This is a genomic window from Microbacterium sp. bgisy203, assembly GCF_965345155.1.
Lineage (GTDB): Bacteria > Actinomycetota > Actinomycetes > Actinomycetales > Microbacteriaceae > Microbacterium.
Genome location: NZ_CBDRLZ010000005.1, coordinates 58385 through 84300, shown reverse-complemented (window position 1 = coordinate 84300; position 25916 = coordinate 58385). Strand labels below are relative to the sequence as shown.

Genomic DNA, 25916 nt, shown 5'->3' with positions numbered 1-25916 from the left:
GAGCAATCCGCGCAGGCACAGCGCTCTACCCACGGTGCGACACGGAGGGAGGCTCACGTGCACCGACGGTTCTCGGCCCGAAACGAGGACGCAGGGTTCACCCTGGTGGAGGTCGTCGTCGCGATGATCGTGTTCGCGGTCATCGCTACGGGCTTCCTCTATGTGCTGACGTCCGCGATGACGATGTCACGCGACACCCGCGCGCGCATCGTGGCCGCGAACCTCGCCTCGCAGCAGATCGACCTGATCCGCTCGGCGAAGACCGTGTTCGACGTCAAGAACGAGACGCGTACCGCAACGCTCAACGGTGACCGGTTCGAGATCGCCACGTCGTGGTCGTGGGCCACCAGCACGGGCGCGACCGTCACGTGCGAGGCCGGCGCGGCGTCGGGCAGCTTCTCGTACAAGAAGGTGACCGTGGAAGTCACGTGGGACAACATGAGCGGTCGCCCTGTCTACAGCGACACCGCGTATACCCCGCGCGCGAAGATCAACGACCCGACGAAGGGCACCGTGCTCGTCGGCGTCATCGACGCCTACGGCGAGGGCGTCAGCGGCGCGACGGTGACCCTCGACCCGTCCCCGGGCATTGATGCGGTCACGACCGACAGCGACGGCTGCGCCTACCTCCTGAAGGTGCCCGAGGGCGAGTACGACGTGATCGTCAACAAGAGCGGCTTCATCAATCAGGCCCAGCTCACCGCTCCGAAGGCGGGCGTGTCGGTCACCGCCGGCGGCTCCTCGCGCGTGAGCTTCGCCTACGACCGTGCGGCGACCTTCCGCCTGACGTTCGCCGGCGGCACGACACCCGTGCCCTCGCTGCCCACGAACCTCTCGGCGACGTTTCTCTCCACCTACGGCGCCTTCCCGGTCACCCTGTCGAAGCCCGCGGGCGTGGTCCCCGTCAGCCGCTTTCCCGTCGCGTCGGGCTACAGCATCGTCGCGGGCACCTACGTCGAGGCTCCCGACAGCCCGGCGACCAGCTGCCTTGCACCCGACCCCGGTCGGTGGGTCGCCGACGCGACCAAGTTCGGCGTTCGGCCCGATCCTGTGGCCGCCGCACCCGCCGGCACCGTCTCGGCATCGGTCGCGATGGGAACGGTGAAGCTCGCGAGCATCGCCGGGACGGGCAAGTATCTCACCGCCGTCTATGTCGGCGGTGGACCGGGAGATCCCGGCTGCGCGGCGGTCACCACGTCTGGGACGAAGACGCCGGACCTGCTCACCTATACCTTCGCCGACATCGTCGTATCGAATGGCGCGACGATCGCGCTGCCCTACGGCACCTGGAATATCTACCGCGGCGCGTCGTCGGGGGCGAAGTCCACCCTCCTCACATCGGGCGTGACCGTGCTGAACGGGGGCGAGGTCAGCGGCGCCCGCGTCACCCTCGACCCGAGGGTGGCCGGATGATCGCGCGATCGCAGAACCGCCGCGACAGCGGGCTGACGCTCATCGAGCTGCTCGTGGCGATGGGAGTGTCCAGCATCCTCATCGCGCTCGTCGCCACGATGTTCGTCACGACGTCGCGCGCCTTCTCCGACCAGGAGGGGGCGACCGAGAGCGCCCGCATGGCGTCCACCGCTATGAACGAAGTGACCCGCATCGTGCGTGCGGGCACCGAACTGCCCGAGGCAGGTAAGACGCTGAACCTGCCCGTCTTCACCTTCGCCGGCGCCGAGAAGATCGACATGGCCGCGTTCATCGACGCCGAAAGCTCCGTGGACCCGGCGCCCGTCCGCGTCTCGTTCACCCGCAATGCCGCCAATGAACTCGTCGAGACGCGGTGGGCGGCCTACCGGTCCGGCAAGATCTACTGGAAGTTCCAGTCGGCGGCGTCATCGTCGCGTACGATCGCGCGCTCCCTCCTTGCCCCTGACTCCTCACGCCCCCTGTTTCGCTACTTCGACAAAGACGGCAACGCTCTGACGCCCGCCGCGGGCGCGAGCCTCACCGAAGATCAGCGACGGAACATCGCGAGCGTCCAGATCAGCATGCAGGTCCAGGCGAACGGCAGCGGACGGACCGCCCCGGTGGCCATTCAGAACGTGGTCGGACTGCCGAACCTCGGCGTCGCCAGAGTGGAGGTCAAGTGATGTCACGCCTCAGAGAAGAAGGTGCGCATCGCTTCGCGGACGACCGCGGTGCGGCGCTCGTGATGGTGATGGCCGTCGGTGCGCTGCTGTCGATGCTCATGGCGATCCTCGTCGCGGTCTCCGTCAACGGGGCACGGCAGGCATCGGAGGATGCCGACTGGAACGCCGCCCTCGCTGCCGCCTATGCCGGCGTCGACGAGTATCAGTCGCACCTCTCCGCCGACACCAGCTACTACCGGTTCGGCAATTCCGCGGCTCCGTTCTCGAAAGAGAGCGGGAGCGTACTGACCACGCCGAGCGGGTCGAACGCGAATCCGGCGTTCGGGATCGGTGCGGGCGGAACGTGGGGAACCGTGAACGGCAGCGACGGCCGCGCCCAGTTCCGCTACGAGGTGGACAACGCGAAGTATGCGACGACCGGACGCATTCGCGTGCGATCGACGGGCAAGGTCGGCGACGTGACCCGCACCGTCACCGCTGACCTGAAGCAACAGGGTTTCATCGACTTCCTCTACTTCACCGACTACGAGGTGCAAGATCCCGACATCGTCGGCAAGCCCGACAAGGGGTGCTACAAGGACCCCGACACACGCACGGTCCTGAAGTACGCGTGGGAGACGCGCACCGCCAGCGACTGCAACGAGATCACGTTCGCCTCGGGTGACGTGATCACGGGTCCCGTGCACTCCAACGACACGATCCGCACCTGCGGCACCCGATTCGAGGGCACGGTGACGACGGCGAACACAAAGACTCCCATCACCGTGAACACTGGGGGATGTGCCGCAGCGAAGTTCACGCTTTCCGGCTACCCGACTCGCAGCGACGGCGTCATCGGCATGCCGGCGACGAACTCCGAGCTCAAAAAGGAGACACGCTCCGACCTGACCGAGAGCGACGTGCCTCGACCCGGGTGCCTCTACACCGGTCCAACACAGTTCACTTTCTTCTCCAACGGCACGGTCAATATCAAGTCCCCCTTCACGAAGGTGACACGCATCGCCAACGCTGCCGCGACCGAGGGGTCCGCGCCGGATGAGTGCGGCAAGGTGGCCGAGCTCGGTGCTGTCGGTGGCGCGACGATCCCAGTACCCGAGAACAACGTCATGTACGTGCAGAACGTGCCCGCGGTCACTGGTGACAAGAACTACTGGGCGCCCGGCGCCACGCCGTCAGGCTTCACCTGCACGAGTACCGCGAAGGACAAAGGGCGCCGCGGGTGGACCTTCGGAGCGGGGGGCTATCCGATCACGGGCGAAGTGGCGGCCGACCCGACGCCCTACGGATGCCGTTCCGGAGACGCCTTCGTCAGCGGGTCGTTCCAGGGCGCGTCCACGATCGCGGCCGAGAACTACGTCTTCGTCGTCGGGGACGTCACCTACGTCGACAGCAAGGAAGACATCCTCGGACTTGTCGGCAACAACGCGGTCTGGGTCTACAATCCGGTCAACAGCTCGAACAAGCCCATCCTCGGCAAAGACCGCACGATCCACGCGGCGATCCTGTCGGTCGCGCACACGTTCCAGGTGCAGAACTACAGCGTCGGCGGCAAGCGCGGCAACCTCACGGTGCTGGGAGCCATCGCGCAGAAGTACCGCGGCCCCGTCGGCACGAGCTCTGGTGGCGTGATCAACAACGGCTACATCAAGGCGTACACGTACGACGAGAGGTTCAAGTTCAAGGCGCCGCCGAAGTTCCTCAACCCTGTGACGACGACCTACGGCGTCACGACGTGGGTCGAGAGTGCTGCCGCGTTCGATGCGAGCGGAGCCGCTCCGTGACCGATCCTCTTGTGCCTGCCGCCATCGGCATCCCGCTCGCGTTCCTGTTCGGGGCGCTGATCGGCTCGTTCCTCAACGTCGTCATCTGGCGGGTGCCACAGGGGCTCAGCGTCGTCCGCCCCGGTTCGGCATGCCCCGAGTGCGGTCACGAGATCGCGTGGTATGACAACGTCCCGATCGTTTCCTGGCTCGTCCTCCGTGGGAAGTGCCGTGCGTGCGGCACGCGGATCTCCGCGCGTTATCCGCTCGTCGAGGCGGGCGCGGGCGTCGCCTTCGGGCTCGTGGTGGCAGGAGCATACGGGGGCCTATACCCCGCCGGCCTGTTGCCCGCTCTGCTGTACTGGGCAGCCGTCGGCATCGCACTGACCCTGATCGACCTCGACCACCACCGGCTTCCCAACGCCATCGTCCTGCCGAGCTATCTCGTGACCGCCGCGCTGCTCGCTCTGGCGTCCATCCTCACCGGCGACTACATCCGGCTGCTCACGGCGACGATCGGCGCGGCGGTGCTCTTCGCGCTGTACTGGATCCTCGCGATCGCCTATCCCGGCGGCATGGGGTTCGGCGACGTCAAGCTCGCCGGCGTCCTCGGGATGCTGCTCGGCTGGCTGGGCTGGGCGGCGCTGATCGTCGGCGGCTTCAGCGCCTTCCTGCTCGGCGGACTGGTCGGCGTGGTGCTCATGATCGGCGGGCGCGCAACACGCAAGTCCCGAATCCCCTTCGGACCCTTCATGATCGCGGGTGCCTGGATCGGCGTCTTCGCGGGTGAGGCGATCGCCGACGCCTACCTCACCGCGACGGGGATCATCTGATGCTCGCGCACCACCACATACACCCCACGGCCGGGAGGCACATATGGCAGGAGTAGTCGCGCTGGATCTCAGCCGCAGCGGGATTCGCGGCGTCCAAGTCGATGCACCGTATTCGACCCGACCGACGATCAGCCGCTTCGCCGCGGTCGAGGTGCCTGAAGGCACCATCTTCGACGGCGAGATCGTCGACCAGCGGCGTGCGATCACGGCGATCCGACAGCTCTGGAAGGTGGGCGGGTTCACGACGAAGAAGGTCGTCTTCGGGATCAGCAACCGCAAGGTCGTGGTGCGCGAGGTGAGCCTGCCCGTGCTCAGCGGACCGCGTCGCAAGACGAGTCTGCGCTTCGCGGTTGAGGGGCAGGTGCCGATCGATCTCGATGACGCGATCCTCGACTTCCTGCCGCTGCGCAACGTGGAGAGCGCATCGGGGATCCAGCAGGAGGGTCTGTTGGTGGCGACGGTGCGCAGCAGCCTGGAGTCGACGGTCAACGCGATCGAACGGTCCGGTCGTTCGATCGACGCGATCGACTTCTCCGGCTTCTCGCTCCTCCGCCTCCTGCCGGGGTCGCAGCGCGGCACGCAGGCGATCATCAACATCGGCGCCTCCAGCACGACGGTCGTGATCTCCACCGGCGGAGCCCCTCAGTTCGTCCGCATCGTCGCGAGCGGCGGTGACGACATCACGCGCAGCATCGAGCGTGCGCTCGGGGTCGGGTTCGCAGAGGCGGAGAAGGACAAGATCGCGCGGGGGCTGCAGGGCGGCGCGGCGACGCCGCGCGATGTGGATGCCGAGACAGTGCTCCGCGAGAACGTCGCCGGCCTCATCGACAGTATTCGCAACACGTTCACGTTCTGGGCGAATGCGCACCCTCACGCTCCGGTGTCGAGCGTGGTGCTCACGGGTGGAGGAAGCCGACTGGGCGGCCTCACCCTCGTCCTTTCTCGCGCGCTCGAGGTGCCCACGACGTACGGCAACCCCTTCGGGCCGTTCACCGTCAACCCGAAGCTGCGTGAGAGCGGCATCGACCAATGGGCGCTCGAAATCGCCGCACCGCTCGGCCTCACCATCGGCGCGAAGGCGGGGACCAAGAGCGAGCAGAAGGCGGAACGCGCGGCCGTGAAGGCGTCGGCCCGCGCCCCGAAGAAGGCCGCTAAGGCGGCGAAGGGAGGCCGCAAGTGACCACCGAGACCGTCGAGCGCCGCCAGCGCCAACGCCCCGAGACGACAAGCCCGCTGGAGGGCGATGTCGAACACGTCAGCACAGCAGTCCGCTCGGTCGCTCGCGTCGACCTCGTCCCCCCGATCGTCGAGACGCGTCGTCGGCACGCGGCGACAGAGCGCAAGCTCATCGCGGGGGTGCTGGCGCTCCTCGTGCTCGTGGTCGTCGCCGGCCTCGCCGTGGCGATGATGGCGATGAGCGCGGAGAACGCTCTGACCGCCGAACGCACTCGCGCGCAGGTCCTCATCAACGAGCAGAAGCAATACAGCGAAGTATCTTCGGTGAAGTCTCAGCTCGGCGCCTACAAGGGTGCGGAGCTGGTCGCCTTGTACTCCGAGGCGGACTGGTCACGACTGATGACCGAGCTCGACTCCGTCCTGCCGGAGGACGTGACTCTCGCGACCGAGTCCATCACCGTCAAGGGGGTCTCGGATGCTGGGCCCTCGATCGAATCCACGGGGCTCGACGCGCCCGGTGTCATCGAGATCTCGTTCACGGCGAACGCCGCCCGCTTCGATTCGCCCACGCCTCTCCTGAACGCGCTGAGCCGGTTGACGGGATACGTGAGCGCCACCGTCGACGCGGTCGCCTCGAACGAGTCGGGCTACCTGATCACCGGGGTCGTTCAACTCGGTTCGGGCGCGCTCGGGGGAACACAGCGGGTCACCGCGCTCGACGCCGAGCAGATCGCGCAGCTGCACGAAGCTCTCGGGCTCGCGGCGACCACGACGCCCGATGCGGCGAGCTCCGAGACGACCGATGACGCGGACGCGACGTCCGCGGGGGAGTGAGACCATGGACAAGCACCGTTTGACCCTCATCGTCATCGGAGTCTTCGGCGTCGCGATCGTCCTCGGCGGGTGGCTCGTGGGCGTCCAGCCCCAGCTCGACCGCATCGACGCGGCGAACGAGCAGACGGCGTCGCTCACGCAGCTCAACGACGTGCAACAGGCCAAGAACGACGCACTGGCGGCGGACAACGAACGTCTGGGGGAGTTCTCGGCGGATCTCGCTGCCAAGCAGCAGGAGATCCCGGCGAGTCGAGCGCAGCAGGAACTCATCAACCAGATCGACGCCGCGGCGACCTCCGCGGGTGTCACGGTCAAGGACCTCCGGTTCGCGCCGGCATCCCTCTACGTCGCCCCCGCCGCTGTAGAGATCTCCGGCCCGTCGAGCGGCGCGTTGGTCGACGTTCCGCTCACCCTCACCGCGCAGGGTGATCGTCCGCAGCTCGAGGCCTTCGTCGCCGCGCTGCAGCAGTCTTCGCGCATCGTCACGATCGAGTCGAGTCAATACTCCGGCGGCGACCAGGCGGCGCTCACGCTCACCGGCACGACCTGGGTGCTGATGCCGAGGTCGTAGCGACCCCGCCCTGTCAAGACCCTCTCGTCGTGGGACACCGCGCAATATCCTGAGCGGCATGGACATCGCGCGCATCACCGCCAAGGCTCTGTCGCTCACCCCTGTCCGTGCGTTCCTGCGCTACAGCGAGCGGCGCGGCGCGATGCTGGCCGACAGCGTGACGTACCGGGCGCTGTTCAGCATCTTCGCCGCGGTGCTTCTCGGCTTCTCGATCGCGGCCTTGTGGCTCGCCGGCAACCCTGAGGCGTGGCAGGCGCTCATCGATGCCGTCAATCGCGCCGTCCCCGGTCTCGTCGGCGAGAACGGTCTGATCAAACTCGACAGCATCGACGCGCCGGCGGGCCTCTCCATCGCGGGCATCATCGCGATCATCGGTCTCGTCGGCGCTGTGATCGGCGCGATCGGGTCGCTGCGCACCTCGATCCGGCTCATGTGCGACGAGACGGTGGACGACGTCCCGTTCTACTGGGTGATGCTCCGAAACCTCGCCCTCGCGATCGGTGCCGGCGGCGCGCTGGTGCTGTCCGCGGCCGCCACGATCCTCGGCACGGCCGGGCTCGGCCTGGTCGCCGGCTGGTTCGGCGTGCCCGAGACCGACGCCTCGATCCGGTGGGGGAGCCGCCTCCTCGCGATCTTCGTCACCTTCGCGCTGGATGCCGTCGCGATCGCGGTCCTCTTCCGTGTGCTCTCGGGCATCAAGCCCTCGGCGAAGGCGCTCTGGACCGGATCGCTCCTCGGCGCGGTCGGCCTCACGGTGCTGCAGCAGCTCTCGGGCCTGTTCGTCGGGGGAGCGACCTCGAACCCGCTGCTCGCGACCTTCGCGAGCCTCATCGCCCTTCTTCTGTGGATCAACCTCTCCGCCCAGGTCATCCTCATCGCCTCGTCGTACATCTACACACTCGTCCTCGAGGGCCGAGACCGGGTCCGGGAGCGGTACGGAGCGAGCACCTTCACCGAGCGTCGCGTGCAGCAGGCGGAGAACGCGGTGGCCTCGGCATCCGCCGACCTGAACCGTGCGCGCGACGCCCTCGCCGCAGAGCGCGCGGCAGCGGTGGAGAAGGAAGCGGAGAAAAACGCGGACGAGAAGGAGAAGGAGGACGCGTCCGCCTGATCGGGTCGCCCGCGCTGATCGCGTCGCGCGCGCGAACGACCGTGTAAATTCTCCGATTCTCCTGGCTGGGAACGGTCACACCCGAGCGTCGCAGTGTGTATTTTGACTACGTGACAGCATCCGAGAGCACACCCGAGCCCACTCCGCAGCACAGCACTTCGAACAACAGCGCGGTCGCGACGCACCCCCTCGCGCTCGCGCCGGTCACCGGCCCCGCCTCAACGGTCGACGGCTTCGTCCGCCAGTTCCTGCGGAACCTCAACTACGAGCGCGGCGTGCCGCTGTCGGCCTCCAGCGACAACGACCGTTACTTCGCCTTCGCCCTCACCGTGCGCGACTACCTCGTCGCGCGCTGGCTCGAAGACCTCCGCCGCCAGCGTGAGACCCAGGCCAAGGGCGTCTGCTACCTCTCCGCCGAGTACCTCCTCGGACGTCAGCTCGACAACGACCTGCTCGCGTCGGGGCTCACCGAGATCGCCACCGAGGCGATGGCCTCGTGCGGAATCGACATCGACGATCTGCGCGCGCAGGAGGTCGAACCGGGCCTCGGCAACGGCGGTCTCGGCCGCCTCGCGGCGTGCTTCATCGACTCTCTCGCGACCATGTCGGTGCCCAACATCGGCTACGGCATCCGGTACGAGTACGGCATCTTCCGCCAGACCTTCGAAGACGGCCAGCAGGTCGAGCAGCCCGATGCGTGGCTGACGCTCGGCTCGCCGTGGGAGTTCCCCCACCCCGAGTTCGCCCGCACCATCTCGTTCGGCGGCCACACCGAGACCTACGACGACGAGGGCACAACCCGCACCCGCTGGGTGCCGGCGTGGAACGTGCAGGCCGTGCCCTACAACTACATGGTCCCCGGCTACCTCAACGGGCGCGTCAACACGCTGCGGCTGTGGGGCGCGAAGGCGACCAACTCGTTCGACCTGCGGGTCTTCAACTCGGGCGACTTCCAAGACGCCGTCAGCGCACAGACCCAGGCCGAGACGATCTCGAAGGTGCTCTACCCCGAAGACTCGACGCCGCAGGGCAAAGAGCTGCGCCTGCAGCAGCAGTACTTCTTCGTCGCGGCATCCATCGGTGATTTCCTCGACCACATGCTCGCGCCGGGCTTCGACCTCGAGAACCTGCCCGACCGCGTCATCTTCCAGCTGAACGACACGCACCCCGTGATCGGCGTCCCGGAGCTCATGCGCGTGCTCGTGGATGAGAAGAAGCTCGAGTGGGATGCCGCGTGGGCGATCACCCAGAAGTGCTTCGCGTACACGTGCCACACCCTCCTTCCCGAAGCGCTCGAGGTGTGGTCGGTCGACCTCGTCGGGCGTCTGCTGCCCCGGCACCTCGAGATCATCTACCGCATTAACGAGGAGTTCCTCGCCGAGGTGCGCGAGCGCTACGGCGACGACGAGATCAAGATCCGCAATATGTCGATCATCAGCGAGTTCCCCGAGCGGAGCGTGCGCATGGCGTACCTCGCAACGGTCGCGGGCTCGAAGGTCAACGGCGTCGCGGAGCTGCACTCCCAGCTGCTGCGCGAGAAGGTGCTGCCCGATTTCAACGAGTTCTACCCCGGCAAGTTCACGAACGTCACGAACGGCGTCACCCCGCGCCGCTTCATGCGCCTCGCGAACCCCGGGCTCTCGGAGCTCATTACCGAGGCGATCGGCACCGGCTGGCTCACCGACCTTGAGCGCCTGCGCGAGCTCGAGTCGTACGCCGAGGACCCCGTGTTCCGGAAGGCCTTCACCGACGTCAAGGCCGCCAACAAGCGTCACCTCGGCGAGGTGCTGCGCGTGCGCGACGGATTCGAGATCAGCGACGGACACATGCTCGACGTGATGGTCAAGCGCCTCCACGAGTACAAGCGCCAGATGCTGAAGCTCCTGCACATCGTGACGCTCTACGAACAGATCATCTCGGGGCGCGTCGCCGCCTCCGACGTCACGCCGCGCACGTTCATCTTCGGCGCGAAGGCGGCTCCCGGCTACGTCATGGCGAAGCGGATCATCCACCTCATCAACGCCGTCGGCACGGTCGTCAACGAGGACCCGCGCGTCGAGGGGCGCCTGAAGGTCCTCTTCCCGCCGAACTACAACGTGACCCTCGCCGAGAGCCTCATCCCCGCCGCCGACCTGTCGGAGCAGATCTCGCTCGCCGGCAAGGAGGCATCCGGCACCGGCAACATGAAGTTCGCCCTGAACGGTGCGCTCACGATCGGCACCGACGACGGCGCGAACGTCGAGATCCGCGAACTCGTCGGCGACGAGAACTTCTTCCTCTTCGGCATGAGCGAGCCCGAGGTCGAGGCGCTGTGGGCGAAGGGGTACAAGCCGACGGAGTTCTACCAGGGCGACGAGAACCTGCGGCGCGCGATGGACCTCATCGCGTCGGGTGCGTTCTCGGGCGGCGACAAGAGCGTGTTCGAGCCGATCGTGTCGAACCTGCTCTACGACGACCGGTTCATGGTGCTCGCCGATTACTCGTCCTACATCGCCGAGCAGGCGAAGGTCGATACGGCGTATGCGGATCAGGATGCCTGGACGCATGCGGCGATCCTCAACGTCGCCCGCACCGGGTTCTTCTCGTCCGACCGCTCGATGCGCGACTACATCGACCGCATCTGGCACACCCGCCCGCTCCTCTGACGCGCCGGGTCAGTCGCGGGCGTAGCGCTCGACGAAGGTGCGGAGGAGCCGGCCCGTGTGCGTCACCGGCGCCCGGCGGACGGCCGCGAGCGTGAGGTCGAGCTCGTGCGCGGCGAAGTACCCGTGGTCCGCGTACGCGCGGATGCGGGTGGAGATCCCTTCGACGTCGAGCTCGGGGTGGAACTGGGTGGCGTAGACGTTCTGCCCGACCCGGAACATCTGCACCGGGCAGGCCGCCCCGGTCGCGAGGAGCGTCGCCGACGGCGGCAGCACCGAGATCGCCTCCTTGTGCCCGACGAAGGCGGTGAAGGCATCCGGGAGCCCCGCCAGCAGCGGATCATCCGCGCCCACCGCCGTGCGCGTGACCTCGATGACGCTGATGGGCTCGCGGTAGGTCCCGTCGATCACGGCGCCCTCGTGGGTGCCGACCGTGCCGATGCCGTAGCAGGCGCCGAAGAACGGGAAGTCGCGCGCGATGACGGCATCCAGCAGCGCGGAGATCTCGGCCTCGACGCGGTGCTGCACCGCCGACTTCTTCTCGGGCGGGTCCGACGCGTTGAACGGTCCGCCGCCGACGAAGATGCCCGACCAGTCGTCGAGGTCGATGTCGCCGAGCGGCTCGGCCTCGAGCCGGTGCCGGACGAGCTGGTGCTCGGCGAGCCCCGCGTAGCGGCGGAAGAGGGCGTACTCCTCGTCGGCGGGCACGTCCTCGGCCCGCGTCGCGAGGAGGAGGAACGGCTTCACGCGGCACCTCCCGCCGGTCGTCGAGTGGACGCGAGGTCCTCGCCGAGGGCCTCGCCGAGGGCCTCGAGGGTCGCCGCGACCGCGGGATTGCGCGGCCCCTCGTCGCGGGCGACCGCCCAGTACGCGAGCGGATGCGCCCATGCTCCGTCGAGCACTCGCACGAGACGCGGGTCGGCGTCGCCGAGGAAGTCGGGAAGGATGCCGATGCCCGCGCCCGCCGCCGTCGCCTCGACGTGCGCGAAGACGCTCGTCGAGCGGACCGACGGGGGAGAGGCGGGGAGCTCCTGCAGCGCCCGGTCGAGTTCGTCGACCTGCAGCGACGATTCGACGTAGTAGACGAGCGGGTGGCCGGCCAGGTCCGCGACCGTCGCCGGTGTCCCGTTCTCGGTGAGGTAGTCAGGCGTCGCGTAGAGCCGCAGGGCGTACGACGACACCGGCGTCGCGTAGGCGCGGAGCACCTGCGGGCGCCCGACGACGATCTCGAGGTCGACGCCCGAGCGGTTCTGCCGCACGCGCTGCGTCGCCGAGAGCAGTTCCACCGCGAGCCCCGGATGCGCGCGGCGCAGGCGCGTCATCGCGGGCGCGAGGAAGACGGCGGTGAAGGCATCCGGCGCAGAGATGCGCACCATCCCGTGCACGGGGTCTCCGTCGTCGCCGTCGACGAGTTCGCGCAGCGACCCCTCGATGCGCTCGGCGATCGCGACGGCGCGACGCCCGAGATCGGTGACCTCCCACCCGCCGGTGGTGCGGACGAGCACCCGCCCGCCCATCGCGCTCTCGAGCGCGGCGATCCGCCGCGACACCGTCGAGTGGTTCACGCCGAGCACGTCGGCGGCCGCCGTGTAGCGGCCGAGGCGCGCGACAGCGAGAAAGGTCATGAGGGCGTCGAGCGGGGGTTCGACGGTGGCGGTCTGCACCCGAACAGTGTGCACCAGCGCACATTCATCGTGCAAGAACGCCGTGGCGGTGTGCATTGATCCGCAGCGGATGCCGTGTCTACAGTGGCCGAAGGGACACGCTCGACGAGGAGCGTTCCTCACGACATCCACCGCACCTCCATCGACGCAGGGAGCACCACCATGGCCACCATCGCCTTCATCGGACTCGGACGCATGGGTACGCCCATGGCCGCACATCTCGTAGACGCGGGGCACACGGTCCGCGGTGTCGAGATCAATCCCGTGGCCGCCGACGCCGCCCGCGCGCGCGGCATCGAGATCGTCGACTCGGTCGCCGCGGCGCTCGCGGGCGCCGACGCCTGCCTCACGTCGCTGCCGAAGCCCGAGCACGTCCGCGCCGTCTACGGCGGCGAGGACGGCATCTTCGCGCACGCCGAGCCGCAGACCCTCCTCATGGACACCTCCACGGTCGACGTCGAGACCTCGCGCTGGTGCCACCGCGAGGCGGCCGCACGCGGACTCACGTTCGTCGACGCGCCGATCTCCGGAGGCACCGCCGGGGCCGAGGCCGCAACCCTCACCTTCATGCTCGGCGGCGAGCCGGGCGACGTCGAGCGCGCCCGCGAGATCGTCGCCCCGATGGCCGGCAACGTCATCGCCTGCGGTGAGGCCGGGGCCGGCATCGCGGCGAAGCTCGTCAACAACATGATGCTCTTCATCGGCGTCATGGCGATGTCGGAGGGCTCGCAGCTCGCCGAGCAGCTCGGCCTCGACGCGAAGGTCTTCTGGGACGTCGCGCGCGTCTCGTCGGGCGACTCCTGGCCGCTCCGCACCTGGTACCCCGTGCCGGGAGTGCTCGAGAAGTCGGCCGCGAACAACAACTTCGACGCGACGTTCTCGGTCGACCTCGCGCGCAAGGACTGCGGCCTCGCCGTACGGGCGGGGGAGACGACCGGGGTGCACCTGCCCGCGGCGTCCCTCGCCCTCGCCCAGCTCGACGAGCTCATCGCCGAGGGACTCGGCGGCAAGGACTGCACCCTCGTCGCGAAGCTCGCCTCACCCGACGGCACCCTGCGCGGCTACGATCCCGCCCAGGACGCATCGGCAGCCCCGGCATCCGCCGCGGCCTCCGCCCAGCCCGCCCACGTCTGAACGAACCGGAGGACACCCACCATGAGCACTCCCACCATCGACCAGGCCGCCGCGGCGACCGGCCCGCTGACCGCCATCCCGCACGTCGTCGGCGGCGTCCGCGTCGCCGCCGACGGGCGCACCGGCCTCGTCTTCAACCCCGCGACCGGCGTGCAGACCGGCGAGGTCGCCCTCGCCTCGGCCGACTTCGTCCACGAGGCGGCGCGGACGGCCCAGGCCGCGCAGCGCGCGTGGCGCGAGACGGGTCTCGGCAAGCGGCAGCAGGTGATGTTCCGCCTGCGCGAGATCATCTCCTCGCGTGCCGAGGAACTCGCCCGCATCATCACCGCCGAGCACGGCAAGACCGTCCCCGACGCGCTCGGCGAGGTCGCGCGCGGTCTCGAGAACGTCGAGTTCTGCACGAGCCTCATGCACCACCTCAAGGGCGAGTACTCCGAGCAGGTCGCCGCCGGCGTCGACGTGCACCAGGTGCGGCAGCCGATCGGCGTCGTCGCGTGCATCACGCCGTTCAACTTCCCCGCGATGGTGCCGCTGTGGATGGTCACGACCGCGATCGCCGCGGGCAACGCGGTGATCCTCAAGCCCAGCGAGCGCGACCCCTCGGCCGCCGTGTGGCTTGCCGACGCGTTCGCTGAGGCGGGCCTTCCCGCCGGCATCCTCAATGTCGTCCACGGCGACAAGGAGGCGGTCGACGCGATCCTCGACGACCCGATCATCGGCGCGGTCTCGTTCGTCGGTTCGACGCCGATCGCGAAGTACATCTACACGCGGGCCGCCGAACAGGGCAAGCGCGTGCAGGCGCTCGGCGGCGCGAAGAACCACATGATCGTCATGCCCGACGCCGACCTCGACGCTGCTGCCGACGCCGCGATCTCCGCCGGCTACGGCTCGGCCGGAGAGCGCTGCATGGCCGTCTCGGTCGTCGTCGCGGTGGGCGATGTCGCCGACGCACTCGTCGCGAAGGTCGCCGAGCGGATGCCGCAGGTCACCGTCGGTGACGGCACCGAGCCCGGCATCGAGATGGGCCCGCTCATCACCCGCGACGCGCTCGAGCGGGTCACCGGATTCGTCGCGGGTGCCGCCGGGGAGGGCGCCGAAGTGGTCGTCGACGGGCGCGAGCTCGACATCCCCGGCGACGGCTTCTTCATCGGCCCCTCGCTCGTCGACGGCGTGCGTCCCGGCATGCGCGTTTACGACGAGGAGATCTTCGGGCCGGTGCTCTCGGTCGTCCGCGTCGACACGTACGACGAGGCGGTCGCCTTGATCAACGGCAACCGGTACGCGAACGGCACCGCGATCTTCACGCGCGACGGCAAGACCGCGCGGCAGTTCGAGTTCGACATCGAGGTCGGCATGGTCGGGGTCAACGTCCCGATCCCCGTCCCCGTGGGCGCGTTCTCCTTCGGCGGGTGGAAGGACTCGCTCTTCGGCGACACGCACATGTACGGTCCCGAGGCGTTCCAGTTCTACACGCGCCGCAAGGTCGTCACGACCCGCTGGCCCGACCCGAGCGAGAGCCAGATCAGCCTCGGGTTCCCGACCCACTGAGGCCCGCCCGCTCGAGGGCGCCGAAACGCGGGTGCGCCGCCACGCGACCCGCAGATCGGCGCCCTCGAACGCACATCGCGCCCCCGGGACTACGCTGGAGGCATCCCAACCCAGGAGGTTCACATGGCGATCGCACGACTGCACGGCGGCCCGCTCGACGGCCAGGTCCTGCCCCTCGACGACGAGACCGAGGACTCGCTCGTCATGCCCTACAGCGAAACGCAGGTCGTCTACATGCGCCGCGGCGGCCTCGACAACACGGGTGAGGGCGACGGTCCCACCTCGAGCGACTTCTACTTCTTCGAAGCCGAAGACGACATCGACCCCGACGCCATCCGCAACGACTGATCGCGTGGGCGCCGAGCACGAAGCGGGCGCGCGGTCCCTCGAGATCGAGCGCAAGTACGACGTGGATGCCGAGGCGGCACTGCCCGACTGGGCGGCGCTCCCCGGCGTCGCGCGCGTCGGAGCCCCCGAGGAGCGCGCGCTCGACGCCCGCTATCTCGACACGGCCGATGCCGCGCTCGCGCGCGCCGCGACCGCCCTTCGTCGCCGTACGGGCGGCCCCGATGAGGGCTGGCACATCAAGCAGGCGACCCGCGAGGGGAAGCTCGAGACGCACTGGCCCCTCGACGAGGCGGCCGATCCGGAGGCCGATCCCCTCGTCCCGGCCGAGGTCGTCGCGGCACTCGCCGGCGTCGCGGAGCCGCCCTTCGCCGTGATCGCCCGCATCCGGAACGCCCGGGTCGCGTATGCGCTGCAGGATGCCGCGGGCGCGCTCGTCGCGGAGTTCGTCGACGACCACGTCACGGCCACCGACGTGCGCCGAGGCGCCTCGAGCACCTGGCGCGAATGGGAGCTCGAACTCGGCCCCGCCGCCCCCGCCGACGCCCGGGGCCGCGCGGCGCTCTTCGCCGCCGCCGACGCGCTGGTCGCCGCCGCGGGCGGCCGACCCGCGGCATCCGCGTCGAAACTCGGCCGCGCCCTCGGCGCCTGACGTGCCCCATCCCTCCGCGAGACCGCGCGAATGCACGCTTCCCGTGCGTTATTCGTGACATTTGCGCGGTCTCGCGGACGAGACGCGCTGCCCCCGGAAACCACTGACGCCGCCCCCGGCTTCGATGGGGCGGCGTCAGTCGTGGTTGCCAGATTACAAATTGATCATGTGACCGGCAAGGCCGTGGAAGGCCTCCTGCAGCGCCTCCGACAGCGTGGGGTGCGTGTGGACGTTGCGCGCCAGTTCGAGCGCGGTGAGGTCCCACTTCTGCGCGAGGGTGAGCTCGGGAAGGAGCTCGGCGACGTCGGGGCCGATGAGGTGACCGCCGACGAGTTCGAGGTGCTCGGCATCTGCGATGAGCTTCACGAAGCCGACCGGCTCGCCGAGGCCGTGCGCCTTGCCGTTCGCCATGAACGGGAAGGTCGCGACCTTGTACTCGCGGCCGGTCTCCTTGTACTGCGCCTCGGTGTAGCCGAACGAGGCCACCTGCGGCGAGCAGAAGGTCGCGCGCGGCATCATGCGGTAGTCGCCGAGCGCCATGGTCTCGGCGCCGCCGATGGTCTCCGCAGCGACGACGCCCTGCGCCTCGGCGACATGGGCGAGCTGCAGCTTCGCGGTGACATCGCCGATCGCGTAGATGCCCTCGACGTTCGTGCGCATGAAGTCGTCGATCTCGATCGCGCCGCGATCGGTGAGCTTCACACCGGTGTTCTCCAGCCCGAAGCCCTCGACCTGCGGAGCGAAGCCGATCGACATCAGCACCTTGTCGGCCTCGATCGACGACTGGGCGCCGCTCTTGTTGTCGGTGTAGGTGACCGTGACCTTGTCGCCCGAGTCGACGACCGACTCGACCTTCGTGGAGACGAGGATGTCGACGCCGAGGTTCCGGTACTGCTTCGCGATCTCCTTCGACACGTCGGCGTCCTCGTTGGGGAGGGCGCGGTCGAGGAACTCGATGATCGTGACCTTCACGCCGTAGTTGGTGAGGACGTAGGCGAACTCCATGCCGATCGCGCCCGCGCCGACGATGACGATCGATCCGGGGAGCTCGCGGGAGAGGATCTGCTCTTCGTACGTCACGACGTTCTCGCTGAGCGAGACGCCGGGGAGGAGGCGCACCGTCGAGCCGGTCGCGATGATCACGTTGTCGAACGTGAGCTCCTCGGCGGTGCCGTCGGCCTTGGTCACCGTGATGGCCTTCGGGCCCGTGAACGAGCCGCGCCCGTCGTACTCGGTGATCTTGTTCTTCTTCATCAGGTAGTGGATGCCCTTGACGCGCCCGTCGGCGACGACCCGCGAGCGGTCGAACGCGGCGCCGTAATCGAGCGACCACTCACCCGAGATGCCGAAGAAGTCGGCCTTGTGGTTCAGGGTGTGCGCGACCTCGGCGTTCTTCAGGAGCGACTTGGAGGGGATGCAGCCGACGTTGAGGCAGACACCGCCCCAGTACTTCTCTTCGATGACGGCGACCGACTGGCCGAGCTGAGCGGCACGGACGGCCGCGACATACCCGCCGGGGCCCGCGCCGAGGACGACGACGTTGTAATGAGGCATGCCTCCAGCCTAGTCCTCGCGGCGACGCCGGTTCGCGGACGAGGTGACCGCGAACACGCCGATCAGCGAGGCGAAGATCGCGACGCCGACGCCGATCCAGACGGCAGGTGACACGCCCTCGTCGTCGCTCGCCGGCGCGGTCTCGGTCGGCGAGGGAGCGGTGCCGGTGGGTGCGACCGCCGAGCCGTCGCCGACGGTGAAGGTGAACTGGTCGGAGACCGGATGCCCGTCGCTGGAGACGACGCGCCAGATGACGGTGACCTCGCCCGACGCGTCGCCCTGCAGCGGCTGGGTCAGACGCGTGCCGTCGAGGACAGGGTCGGATGCCGTGAGGTCGGTACCCGCGGCATCCGTCACGACGACCTCCGCCGCACCGGGTTCGTCGAGCAGCACGCCGCTGAAGGTGAGGGTGATCTCCGCGGGAAGGGCATCGACCTGTGCGCCGGAGGCGGGGTCGGAGCCGATCAGCTCGTCGTGCGCATAGGCCGGGGAGGCGAGGAGGACGAGGGCCAGCGCGGCCAGGAGAGCGGTGGCGGCGGCGCCGAGACGGGCGAGGGGACGGGGCGTGTGAATTCCTTGTGACATCACCCTCTCGAGCCTACGTGAGCCTGTCGCGGAGCGGCGCGGCGCGGTACCGTGGCCGCAGGCGGGCGGCCTGCGACGCGCGCACTCCAGCCGCAGGTCCCGTGGCCCGTCTCCGACAGAGAGCTGGGACCCGATGGACGCGATGATGATGAACGCGATGTCCGAGAAGATGGCGTCGATGGACGGCATGCCCGCGATGGACATGCAGGTGATGCAGGCGTGCCTCGACGCGTGCGCCGCGTGCGAGCAGGCGTGCACCGTCTGTTCGATGCAGCTGATGGACTGCGCGCCGGCCTGTATGAACTGCGCGGACATGTGCAACACGATGATGCGCTCGATGCTGCGCATGCAGGGCATGACCCCCGCCGTCATGATGGCCATGCTCGACGCGTGCATCGCCATGTGTCAGATGTGCATGGACGAGTGCATGATGCACGCCGACGAGAGCCCGGTCTGCAAGATGTGCGCCGAGGCGTGCAAGGCGTGCATGGATGCCTGCTCCGCCACGCGCTCCGCGATGGTCACCGCCTGATCTCGATACACACCGCCGCGGACTCGTCCCCGGTCGTTGAGCGAGGCGCGCAGCGCCGAGTCGAAACGTCCGGTCAGAGGGCGAGCGCGTTGAAGAGCGTGCCGCCGACCGACAGCGCGTGATAGCGCGGGTGGAACGCGACCGGCGTGCCGATCTCGACCGCCGCGGCGGCCCCGGCGCCGTTCCACAGCGCCTGCGCGCGCCCGTCGAGCGTATGCACCAGGATGCTGCCCTCCGCGGCATCCGTCGTCGTCACGATCGCGTCGACCCATTCGGTCGGCGTCGCCGAGGCCAGGCGCGCCTGGATGAGGTGCACCGCGTGGCCGGGCGCGAACGATGAGCAGGCGCCGCCGTGCACGCACATGCAGAGCGCGCCCTGACGCACCGAGATGGGCGTGAGGCGGTTCTGCGGCGTGGACACGGTGGGACTCCTTCGTTGGTCGGAAGGCCAGGCTATGGCGGGAGGTCACGGCGCCGCGCGGCGCCTGTCACACGGTGCAACATTGCGGGCACACGGTGCAACATTGCGGGCCGAGCCCTCGCGATCGCGCCGCGGGGGTTTCCAGCTCGGAGGCATCCGTTAGGGTGAACAGGAGGGAGGCCAGCGTGAACGAGAACGATCGTGACGGCGCCGCGGATGCCGGCGCAGACGACATCCGACGCGACGCGGACGGCGGTCGCGCCGTCGATTCGACGCAGACGTTCGGACACGACTCCGATCTGTCGTTCATCCCGTTCGGCAGCGACCTGACCGAGGCCGAGATCGAGGCGATCGGCGCACTGCCCGCGCGGTCCGCGCTGCTGCTCGTTCGCTCCGGACCGACGGCCGGCGCGCGCTACCTGCTCGACACCGACGTCACCACGGTCGGCCGTCATCCCGAAGCCGACATCTTCTTCGACGACGTCACGGTCTCCCGCCGTCACGCCGAGGTCACCCGCACGGGCGGATTCTTCGAGATCGTCGACCAGCGCTCGCTCAACGGCACGTACGTGAACGGGGAGCGCGTCGACCGCGCCGTCCTCAACGACGGCGCCGAGGTGCGCATCGGCAAGTTCCGCCTCAACTTCTTCGTCTCGCCGGCAGACCGGGGCACGGGCGCGTGAGCCCCGCAGCAGCACCCCGCGGCCGGGCCTCGGCCACGGGGCCGTTGAGCATCGGTCAGGTCCTCGCGCGGCTGACCCCCGAGTTCCCCGACCTCACCGCCAGCAAGCTGCGCTACTTCGAGGACCAGGGGCTCGTGACGCCGCTGCGCACCGAAGCCGGCTACCGCAAGTTCACGCCCGCCGACGTCGCACGGGTGCGCACCGCGCTGACGCTGCAGCGCGACCACGACTTCAAGCTCGCCCGCATCCGCGAGTACCTCGACGCGCACGACGGCGAGGCCGAGGTCACCCTTCCGCCGTCGATCCTCGAGGCGCCGCGCCGGTACCGCCGCGACGAGCTCCTCGCCGCCGCCGGGGCAGCGCCCGCCCTCCTCGACGACGCGGTGAGCGCCGGCATCGTCCCGGCATCCGACGCCTATGACGAACGCGCGCTCACGGTGCTCCGCGCCCTCGTCGCGCTCGATTCCCACGGCATCCAGCCGCGGCACGTGCGCGGTATGCGGCAGGCGGCGGAGCGCGAGGTCGCGCTCGTCGGAAGTGCGCTCGCGCCGCTCCTGCGTCGCACCGACGGCGGGTCACGGGCCCGCGCCAGCGAGCTCGCACCCGAGCTCCTGCGCCGACTCGACGAGGTGCGCGCGAGCTTCGTGACGGCGGCGCTCGACCGTCTCGTCCCGTGACCGGGCGCGGGGTCCGCGCGCGACACGCCGAGGGCGCGAGAGCGGATGTCGTTGCCGGTGGGGTCACCCTCATCTACCGTGGAAGCACAACAGAGTTCGGCTGGAGGCGACGATGACCGCGCATGATGCGCCCGTGGGTGGGTCTGCAGCTGGATCCGCAGCGGGACCCGCCGAGCCGACGTTCGCCACCGAGCTCCTCTTCACCGACGGGCTGCCGCAGATGGACGACGAGGTCGGCTACCGCGGCGCCGTCGCGGCCCGCGCCGCCGGCATCACCTATCGCCAGCTCGATTACTGGGCGCGCACCGAGCTCGTCGAGCCGACCGTCCGTGGGGCGAGCGGCTCGGGATCGCAGCGACTCTACGGGTTCCGCGACATCCTCGTGCTGAAGCTCGTCAAGCGCCTCCTCGACACCGGGATCTCCCTGCAGCAGATCCGTACCGCCGTCGAGCAGCTGCGTGCCTCCGGCATCCGTGATCTCGCCGGCACCACCCTCATGAGCGACGGCGCCTCGGTCTACCTCTGCACCTCGAACGACGAAGTCATCGACCTCGTCAGCCGCGGGCAGGGTGTCTTCGGCATCGCCGTGGGCAAGGTGCTGCACGAGGTGGAATCGACGCTCGTCGATTTCGACCCGCAGGTGCCCGACCCGGTCGACGAGCTGGCCGCCCGTCGGGCGCAGCGCTCGGCCTGATCTCGGCGGAGCTCTCCGGAGCTCGATACACGGCGGCTGCGTCGTGATCTCCCTACACCACGGCTCCGCCGCGGCACTCGATCAGCGAGGCGTGGTCAGGCGCGCTGTTCGCCGGCGGCGATGCGGCCGGTGCGCATGACGCGGTCGAGAAGCGCGTCGAAGTCGCCCGCGAGTTCCTGAGCGGAGTCGCCGGGCCAGATGTGCAGCGGCTTCGCCGCGCCCTGCGCCTGCTGGAGCGACGTGCGCTCGGGCAGCTGGGGGGAGAGGACGAGCGGGCCGAACATGTCGCGGAGCTCCTTGATGCGGAACTGGTGCTCGATCGACTGCGGGCGCACGCGGTTCACGACGATGCCGAGGGGCTGCAGGCGCGGCGAGAGGCCACGACGGATCTCCTCGATCGCGCGCAGTGCGCGGTCGGCGGCGGCGACGGAGAAGAGCCCGGGCTCGGTCACCACGATGACGCGGTCGGATGCCGCCCACGCGGTGCGCGTCAGGGCGTTGAGGGAGGGCGCGCAGTCGATGAGGACGAGGTCGTAGTCGGCCTCGATCGTCGCGAGGGCCTCTTCGAGCTTCCAGACATCGCGCACCGACGGGTGCGGACCGTCGAAGTTGATGGCCGAGGGGCTCCCGATCATGACGTCGATCGTGCCGGCGTGGACCTTCGACCACCCGCTCGAGGTGATCGCCTGACGGACGACCTTCTCCTTGGGGTTCGCGAGGACGTCGGCGACGTTGAGGCGCCCGGCGACCTGGATGTCCATCCCCGTCGACACGTCGGACTGCGGGTCGAGGTCGACGACGAGAGTCCGCACGCCACGGGCGAACGCCGCAGAGGCGAGGCCGAGCGTCACGGTCGTCTTGCCGACACCCCCCTTGAGCGAGGAGACGGAGAGTACGTGCACGAGGCTCTACGTTACCGTCCCCTAGGCTGTGAGGACACTCAGGCAGCCCGATGCGTGATGTCGCGCATCGCACTCTCCCCCACGAGGTGAGCATGTTCCGAAAGATCCTGGTCGCGAACCGCGGCGAGATCGCGATCCGAGCCTTCCGCGCCGCCTTCGAGCTGGGTGCCCGGACCGTCGCGGTCTACCCGTACGAAGACCGCTTCTCGCTGCACCGGCTGAAGGCCGACGAGGCGTACCAGATCGGTACGAAGGGTCAGCCCGTGCGGGCCTACCTCGACGTCGACGAGATCATCCGGGTCGCGCTCGAGTCCGGCGCCGATGCGATCTACCCCGGCTACGGCTTCCTCTCGGAGAATCCCGATCTCGCCGCGCGGGCCGCCGAGAACGGCATCGTCTTCATCGGTCCGCCCGCCCGCGCCCTCGAGATGGCCGGCAACAAGGTCACGGCGAAGGAGCACGCGATCGCCGCGGGCGTCCCGGTGCTGCGGAGCACTCCGGCATCCGACGACGTCGACCTCCTCCTCAGCCAGTCGGACGACATCGGCTTCCCCATCTTCGTCAAGGCGGTCGCCGGCGGCGGCGGGCGCGGCATGCGCCGCGTCGAGACGAAGGATGCCTTGGCCCCCGCGATCGCCGAGGCCATGCGCGAGGCCGACAGCGCCTTCGGTGACGCCCGCGTCTTCCTCGAGCAGGCGGTGCAGCGCCCCCGCCACGTCGAGGTGCAGATCCTCGCCGACAAGACCGGCGAGACGGTGCACCTGTTCGAGCGGGACTGCTCGGTGCAGCGCCGCCACCAGAAGGTCATCGAGATCGCCCCCGCGCCGAACCTCGCCGACGATGTCCGCACCGCGCTGCACGGGTATGCCGTCGCCTTCGCCCGCTCGATCGGGTACGAGAACGCCGGCACGGTGGAGTTCCTCCTCGAGACCGCCGGACCGCGCACGGGCGAAGTCGTCTTCATCGAGATGAACCCGCGCATCCAGGTCGAGCACACGGTCACCGAAGAGGTGACCGACGTCGACCTCGTGCAGTCGCAGATGCGGATCGCCGCGGGGGAGACCCTCGGCGACCTGGGCCTGCACCAGGAGGACATCCACCTGCGCGGCGCGGCGCTGCAGTGCCGCATCACGACCGAGGACCCCACGCAGGGCTTCCGCCCCGACACCGGCAAGATCACGACGTACCGCTCGCCCGGCGGCGCCGGCATCCGCCTCGACGGCGGCACGACCGCCGCGGGCTCGCAGGTGAGCCCCCACTTCGACTCGATGCTCGCGAAGCTCACGTGCCGTGGCCGCGACTTCGCCGCGGCGGTCGTGCGTTCGCGCCGTGCCCTGGCGGAATTCCGCATCCGCGGCGTCTCGACGAACATCCCGTTCCTGCAGGCCGTGCTCGACGACCCGGCCTTCGTCGCGGGCGACCTCAGCACCTCCTTCATCGACGAGCGCCCCGAGCTCCTCCTCGGCCGCCCCTCGAAGGACCGCGGCTCGAAGATCATCTCCTGGCTCGCCGACACGACCGTCAACCGCCCGAACGGCGACAACCCGCTCACGGTCGACCCGGCATCCAAGCTGCCGCACATCGACCTCGGCACGACGCCGCCGGCCGGCACGCGTCAGCGCATCCAGGAACTCGGTCCCGCCGGCTTCGCCGCGCAGCTGCGCGCGCAGACCCCGCTCGCCGTCACCGAGACGACGTTCCGCGACGCGCACCAGTCGCTCCTCGCGACCCGCGTGCGCACGCGCGACCTCCTCGCCGTGGCGCCCTACGTCGCCCGCATGGAGCCGCAGCTGCTCTCCGTCGAGGCGTGGGGCGGGGCGACGTACGACGTCGCGCTGCGCTTCCTCGGCGAAGACCCGTGGGAGCGGCTCGACGCCCTGCGCGAGGCGCTTCCGAACGTCGCGATCCAGATGCTTCTGCGCGGGCGCAACACGGTCGGCTACACCCCGTACCCGACGCAGGTGACCGACGCGTTCGTCCGCGAGGCGGCGGCGTCGGGCGTCGACATCTTCCGCATCTTCGACGCGCTCAACGACGTCGCCCAGATGCGTCCCGCGATCGACGCGGTCCTCGAGACCGGCACCGCCGTCGCCGAGGCCGCGATCTGCTACACCGCCGACCTGCTCGACCCGAGTGAGAGCCTCTACACGCTCGACTACTACCTGAACCTCGCAGAGCAGGTCGTCGACGCGGGCGCCCACATCATCGCGATCAAGGACATGGCCGGGCTCCTCCGCCCCGCCGCCGCCTCGAAGCTCGTGACGGCCCTCCGCGAGCGGTTCGACGCGCCCGTGCACGTCCACACCCACGACACGGCGGGCGGCCAGCTCGCGACACTCCTCGCGGCGAGCCAGGCGGGGGCGGATGCCGTGGACGCGGCCGCGGCGCCCATGTCGGGGACGACGAGCCAGCCGTCGCTGTCGGCGCTCGTCGCCGCGCTCGCGCACACCGAGCGCGACACCGGCCTCGACCTGCAGGCGGTGTCGGATCTCGAGCCGTACTGGGAGGCGGTGCGGCACCTGTACCGTCCGTTCGAGTCGGGCCTGCCCGGCCCCACCGGCCGCGTGTACCATCACGAGATCCCCGGCGGACAGCTCTCCAACCTCCGCCAGCAGGCGATCGCGCTCGGCCTCGCCGACGACTTCGAGCTCATCGAGGACATGTACGCGGCGGCGAACGACATCCTCGGCCGCGTGCCGAAGGTGACGCCCTCGTCGAAGGTCGTGGGCGACCTCGCGCTCCACCTCGCCGCCGTGAAAGCGGACCCCGCCGACTTCGCGGCGAACCCGGAGAAGTACGACGTGCCCGACTCGGTCGTCGGCTTCATGGCGGGCGAGCTCGGCGACCTGCCGGGCGGCTGGCCCGAGCCCTTCCGCAGCAAGGTCCTGCAGGGTCGGAACGTGCGGGTGGGCGTCACCGAGATCTCCGACGAGGATGCCGCAGCGCTGGATGCCGATTCGGCGACCCGCCGCACGACGCTCAACACGCTCCTCTTCCCCGGGCCGACGAAGGCGTTCCGCGAGGTGCGCGACACCTACGGCGACCTCAGCGTCCTCGACACGGCCGATTACCTGTACGGGCTCACTCCCGGTGCCGAGCACGTCGTCGAGATCGAGCGCGGCGTGCAGCTCTATGTGGGCCTCGAGGCGATCGGCGAAGCCGACGACAAGGGCATGCGCACCGTCATGACGACGCTCAACGGCCAGCTGCGGCCCGTGTTCGTCCGCGACCGGTCGATCGACGTCGAGACGCGTCAGGCCGAGAAGGCCGACACGTCGAAGCCCGGTCAGGTCGCGGCGCCGTTCTCGGGTGTCGTGACGCTCAAGGCTGCGGTCGGCGACCGCGTGCAGGCGGGCCAGCCCGTGGCATCCATCGAGGCGATGAAGATGGAAGCCGCCATCACCGCTCCCGTCGACGGGGTCATCGAGCGCCTCGCGATCGCCGCGACGGCACCGGTCGAGGCCGGCGATCTTTTGGTCGTCATCCGACCCGCCGACTAGCC

General features: G+C 69.4%; 24 protein-coding genes. 18 read left to right on the top strand and 6 right to left on the bottom strand.

What is annotated here, in order from left to right; genetic code table 11:
* Positions 1 to 57: 57 nt before the first annotated feature.
* The 9 genes from ACRVYW_RS09540 (at position 58) to ACRVYW_RS09500 (ending at position 11026) form a co-directional block, all read left to right on the top strand.
* Positions 58 to 1413, top strand: a complete 1356-nt coding sequence (locus ACRVYW_RS09540) for a carboxypeptidase regulatory-like domain-containing protein (protein ID WP_431804008.1) — start codon at positions 58 to 60, stop codon at positions 1411 to 1413.
* Positions 1410 to 2096 (top strand): PilW family protein, encoded by a 687-nt coding sequence (locus ACRVYW_RS09535; protein WP_431804006.1) that lies wholly within the window; start codon positions 1410 to 1412, stop codon positions 2094 to 2096. The genes ACRVYW_RS09540 and ACRVYW_RS09535 overlap by 4 nt, the downstream gene beginning before the upstream one ends.
* Entirely contained in the window at positions 2096 to 3877 is a 1782-nt protein-coding gene (locus ACRVYW_RS09530; RefSeq protein WP_431804004.1) for a hypothetical protein, read from the top strand. Before ACRVYW_RS09535 ends, ACRVYW_RS09530 begins: the two co-directional genes overlap by 1 nt.
* The gene (locus ACRVYW_RS09525; RefSeq protein WP_431804002.1) at positions 3874 to 4689 is read left to right on the top strand and encodes a prepilin peptidase; all 816 of its coding nucleotides are present in this window, start codon (positions 3874 to 3876) and stop codon (positions 4687 to 4689) included. Before ACRVYW_RS09530 ends, ACRVYW_RS09525 begins: the two co-directional genes overlap by 4 nt.
* A gap of 43 nt (positions 4690 to 4732) precedes the next feature.
* Positions 4733 to 5869: a type IV pilus assembly protein PilM gene (gene pilM, locus ACRVYW_RS09520; RefSeq protein WP_431804000.1), complete on the top strand. Its 1137-nt coding sequence runs from the start codon at positions 4733 to 4735 to the stop codon at positions 5867 to 5869.
* Positions 5866 to 6699, top strand: a complete 834-nt coding sequence (locus ACRVYW_RS09515; protein ID WP_431803998.1) for a hypothetical protein — start codon at positions 5866 to 5868, stop codon at positions 6697 to 6699. Before pilM ends, ACRVYW_RS09515 begins: the two co-directional genes overlap by 4 nt.
* A gap of 4 nt (positions 6700 to 6703) precedes the next feature.
* On the top strand, positions 6704 to 7270 hold the full coding sequence (pilO, locus tag ACRVYW_RS09510) for a type 4a pilus biogenesis protein PilO (protein WP_431803996.1): 567 nt from the start codon (positions 6704 to 6706) through the stop codon (positions 7268 to 7270).
* Between the two features lie 58 nt (positions 7271 to 7328).
* Positions 7329 to 8381 carry a YihY/virulence factor BrkB family protein gene (locus tag ACRVYW_RS09505; protein WP_431803994.1) on the top strand — a complete coding sequence of 351 codons (1053 nt, stop codon included), beginning with the start codon at positions 7329 to 7331 and terminating at the stop codon, positions 8379 to 8381.
* A 110-nt stretch (positions 8382 to 8491) separates the two neighbouring features.
* A complete protein-coding gene (locus ACRVYW_RS09500) occupies positions 8492 to 11026 on the top strand; it encodes a glycogen/starch/alpha-glucan phosphorylase (RefSeq protein WP_431803992.1) in 2535 nt (844 codons plus the stop codon).
* A gap of 9 nt (positions 11027 to 11035) precedes the next feature.
* Here the strand turns inward: ACRVYW_RS09500 and ACRVYW_RS09495 are convergent, their stop codons facing one another.
* Both ACRVYW_RS09495 and ACRVYW_RS09490 read right to left on the bottom strand, forming a co-directional pair.
* Positions 11036 to 11770, bottom strand: a complete 735-nt coding sequence (locus tag ACRVYW_RS09495; protein WP_431803990.1) for a glutamine amidotransferase — start codon at positions 11768 to 11770, stop codon at positions 11036 to 11038.
* Positions 11767 to 12648, bottom strand: coding sequence for a LysR family transcriptional regulator (locus ACRVYW_RS09490; RefSeq protein ID WP_431804294.1), 882 nt, complete (start codon positions 12646 to 12648; stop codon positions 11767 to 11769). Before ACRVYW_RS09490 ends, ACRVYW_RS09495 begins: the two co-directional genes overlap by 4 nt.
* A 201-nt stretch (positions 12649 to 12849) precedes the next feature.
* Between ACRVYW_RS09490 and ACRVYW_RS09485 the strand changes: the two genes are divergently transcribed.
* The 4 genes from ACRVYW_RS09485 to ACRVYW_RS09470 all read left to right on the top strand — a co-directional run bounded on the left by ACRVYW_RS09485 (position 12850) and on the right by ACRVYW_RS09470 (position 16366).
* Entirely contained in the window at positions 12850 to 13821 is a 972-nt protein-coding gene (locus ACRVYW_RS09485) for an NAD(P)-dependent oxidoreductase (protein WP_431803988.1), read from the top strand.
* Between the two features lie 21 nt (positions 13822 to 13842).
* Positions 13843 to 15369 (top strand): CoA-acylating methylmalonate-semialdehyde dehydrogenase, encoded by a 1527-nt coding sequence (locus ACRVYW_RS09480; protein WP_431803986.1) that lies wholly within the window; start codon positions 13843 to 13845, stop codon positions 15367 to 15369.
* A gap of 123 nt (positions 15370 to 15492) precedes the next feature.
* Complete coding sequence (locus tag ACRVYW_RS09475) at positions 15493 to 15717, top strand: response regulator (RefSeq protein ID WP_431803984.1); 225 nt, start codon at positions 15493 to 15495, stop codon at positions 15715 to 15717.
* 4 nt (positions 15718 to 15721) lie between these two features.
* The gene (locus ACRVYW_RS09470) at positions 15722 to 16366 is read left to right on the top strand and encodes a CYTH domain-containing protein (RefSeq protein ID WP_431803982.1); all 645 of its coding nucleotides are present in this window, start codon (positions 15722 to 15724) and stop codon (positions 16364 to 16366) included.
* Positions 16367 to 16519: 153 nt separating this feature from the next.
* Here ACRVYW_RS09470 and lpdA read toward each other — a convergent pair whose 3' ends face one another.
* The gene (lpdA, locus tag ACRVYW_RS09465) at positions 16520 to 17920 is read right to left on the bottom strand and encodes a dihydrolipoyl dehydrogenase (protein ID WP_431803980.1); all 1401 of its coding nucleotides are present in this window, start codon (positions 17918 to 17920) and stop codon (positions 16520 to 16522) included.
* 9 nt (positions 17921 to 17929) lie between these two features.
* Positions 17930 to 18505, bottom strand: a complete 576-nt coding sequence (locus tag ACRVYW_RS09460; RefSeq protein WP_431803978.1) for a copper resistance CopC family protein — start codon at positions 18503 to 18505, stop codon at positions 17930 to 17932.
* A 178-nt stretch (positions 18506 to 18683) separates the two neighbouring features.
* Between ACRVYW_RS09460 and ACRVYW_RS09455 the strand changes: the two genes are divergently transcribed.
* Positions 18684 to 19037, top strand: a complete 354-nt coding sequence (locus ACRVYW_RS09455; protein WP_431803976.1) for a hypothetical protein — start codon at positions 18684 to 18686, stop codon at positions 19035 to 19037.
* A 73-nt stretch (positions 19038 to 19110) separates the two neighbouring features.
* Here ACRVYW_RS09455 and ACRVYW_RS09450 read toward each other — a convergent pair whose 3' ends face one another.
* On the bottom strand, positions 19111 to 19458 hold the full coding sequence (locus ACRVYW_RS09450) for a hypothetical protein (RefSeq protein WP_431803974.1): 348 nt from the start codon (positions 19456 to 19458) through the stop codon (positions 19111 to 19113).
* Positions 19459 to 19643: 185 nt separating this feature from the next.
* On the opposite strand from ACRVYW_RS09450, the gene ACRVYW_RS09445 reads away from it, so the two are divergent.
* The 3 genes from ACRVYW_RS09445 (at position 19644) to ACRVYW_RS09435 (ending at position 21512) form a co-directional block, all read left to right on the top strand.
* Positions 19644 to 20141, top strand: coding sequence for an FHA domain-containing protein (locus tag ACRVYW_RS09445; RefSeq protein ID WP_431803972.1), 498 nt, complete (start codon positions 19644 to 19646; stop codon positions 20139 to 20141).
* A gap of 44 nt (positions 20142 to 20185) precedes the next feature.
* The gene (ftsR, locus tag ACRVYW_RS09440) at positions 20186 to 20818 is read left to right on the top strand and encodes a transcriptional regulator FtsR (protein ID WP_431803971.1); all 633 of its coding nucleotides are present in this window, start codon (positions 20186 to 20188) and stop codon (positions 20816 to 20818) included.
* Positions 20819 to 20930: 112 nt separating this feature from the next.
* Complete coding sequence (locus ACRVYW_RS09435) at positions 20931 to 21512, top strand: MerR family transcriptional regulator (protein WP_431803969.1); 582 nt, start codon at positions 20931 to 20933, stop codon at positions 21510 to 21512.
* A gap of 95 nt (positions 21513 to 21607) precedes the next feature.
* Here the strand turns inward: ACRVYW_RS09435 and ACRVYW_RS09430 are convergent, their stop codons facing one another.
* On the bottom strand, positions 21608 to 22414 hold the full coding sequence (locus ACRVYW_RS09430) for a ParA family protein (protein WP_431803967.1): 807 nt from the start codon (positions 22412 to 22414) through the stop codon (positions 21608 to 21610).
* A 92-nt stretch (positions 22415 to 22506) separates the two neighbouring features.
* Between ACRVYW_RS09430 and ACRVYW_RS09425 the strand changes: the two genes are divergently transcribed.
* Positions 22507 to 25914, top strand: a complete 3408-nt coding sequence (locus ACRVYW_RS09425; protein WP_431803965.1) for a pyruvate carboxylase — start codon at positions 22507 to 22509, stop codon at positions 25912 to 25914.
* Positions 25915 to 25916 lie beyond the last annotated feature (2 nt).

What these genes read in the sequence shown, in the direction of transcription:
- ACRVYW_RS09535 (WP_431804006.1), top strand. Translation starts at nt 1,410, where the DNA reads ATGATCGCGCGATCGCAGAACCGCCGCGACAGCGGGCTGACGCTCATC.
- ACRVYW_RS09530 (WP_431804004.1), top strand. Translation starts at nt 2,096, where the DNA reads ATGTCACGCCTCAGAGAAGAAGGTGCGCATCGCTTCGCGGACGACCGC.
- pilM (WP_431804000.1), top strand. Translation starts at nt 4,733, where the DNA reads ATGGCAGGAGTAGTCGCGCTGGATCTCAGCCGCAGCGGGATTCGCGGC.
- pilO (WP_431803996.1), top strand. Translation starts at nt 6,704, where the DNA reads ATGGACAAGCACCGTTTGACCCTCATCGTCATCGGAGTCTTCGGCGTC.
- ACRVYW_RS09505 (WP_431803994.1), top strand. Translation starts at nt 7,329, where the DNA reads ATGGACATCGCGCGCATCACCGCCAAGGCTCTGTCGCTCACCCCTGTC.
- ACRVYW_RS09490 (WP_431804294.1), bottom strand. Translation starts at nt 12,648, where the DNA reads ATGACCTTTCTCGCTGTCGCGCGCCTCGGCCGCTACACGGCGGCCGCC.
- ACRVYW_RS09485 (WP_431803988.1), top strand. Translation starts at nt 12,850, where the DNA reads ATGGCCACCATCGCCTTCATCGGACTCGGACGCATGGGTACGCCCATG.
- ACRVYW_RS09480 (WP_431803986.1), top strand. Translation starts at nt 13,843, where the DNA reads ATGAGCACTCCCACCATCGACCAGGCCGCCGCGGCGACCGGCCCGCTG.
- ACRVYW_RS09475 (WP_431803984.1), top strand. Translation starts at nt 15,493, where the DNA reads ATGGCGATCGCACGACTGCACGGCGGCCCGCTCGACGGCCAGGTCCTG.
- lpdA (WP_431803980.1), bottom strand. Translation starts at nt 17,920, where the DNA reads ATGCCTCATTACAACGTCGTCGTCCTCGGCGCGGGCCCCGGCGGGTAT.
- ACRVYW_RS09460 (WP_431803978.1), bottom strand. Translation starts at nt 18,505, where the DNA reads ATGTCACAAGGAATTCACACGCCCCGTCCCCTCGCCCGTCTCGGCGCC.
- ACRVYW_RS09455 (WP_431803976.1), top strand. Translation starts at nt 18,684, where the DNA reads ATGGACGGCATGCCCGCGATGGACATGCAGGTGATGCAGGCGTGCCTC.
- ACRVYW_RS09435 (WP_431803969.1), top strand. Translation starts at nt 20,931, where the DNA reads ATGACCGCGCATGATGCGCCCGTGGGTGGGTCTGCAGCTGGATCCGCA.
- ACRVYW_RS09425 (WP_431803965.1), top strand. Translation starts at nt 22,507, where the DNA reads ATGTTCCGAAAGATCCTGGTCGCGAACCGCGGCGAGATCGCGATCCGA.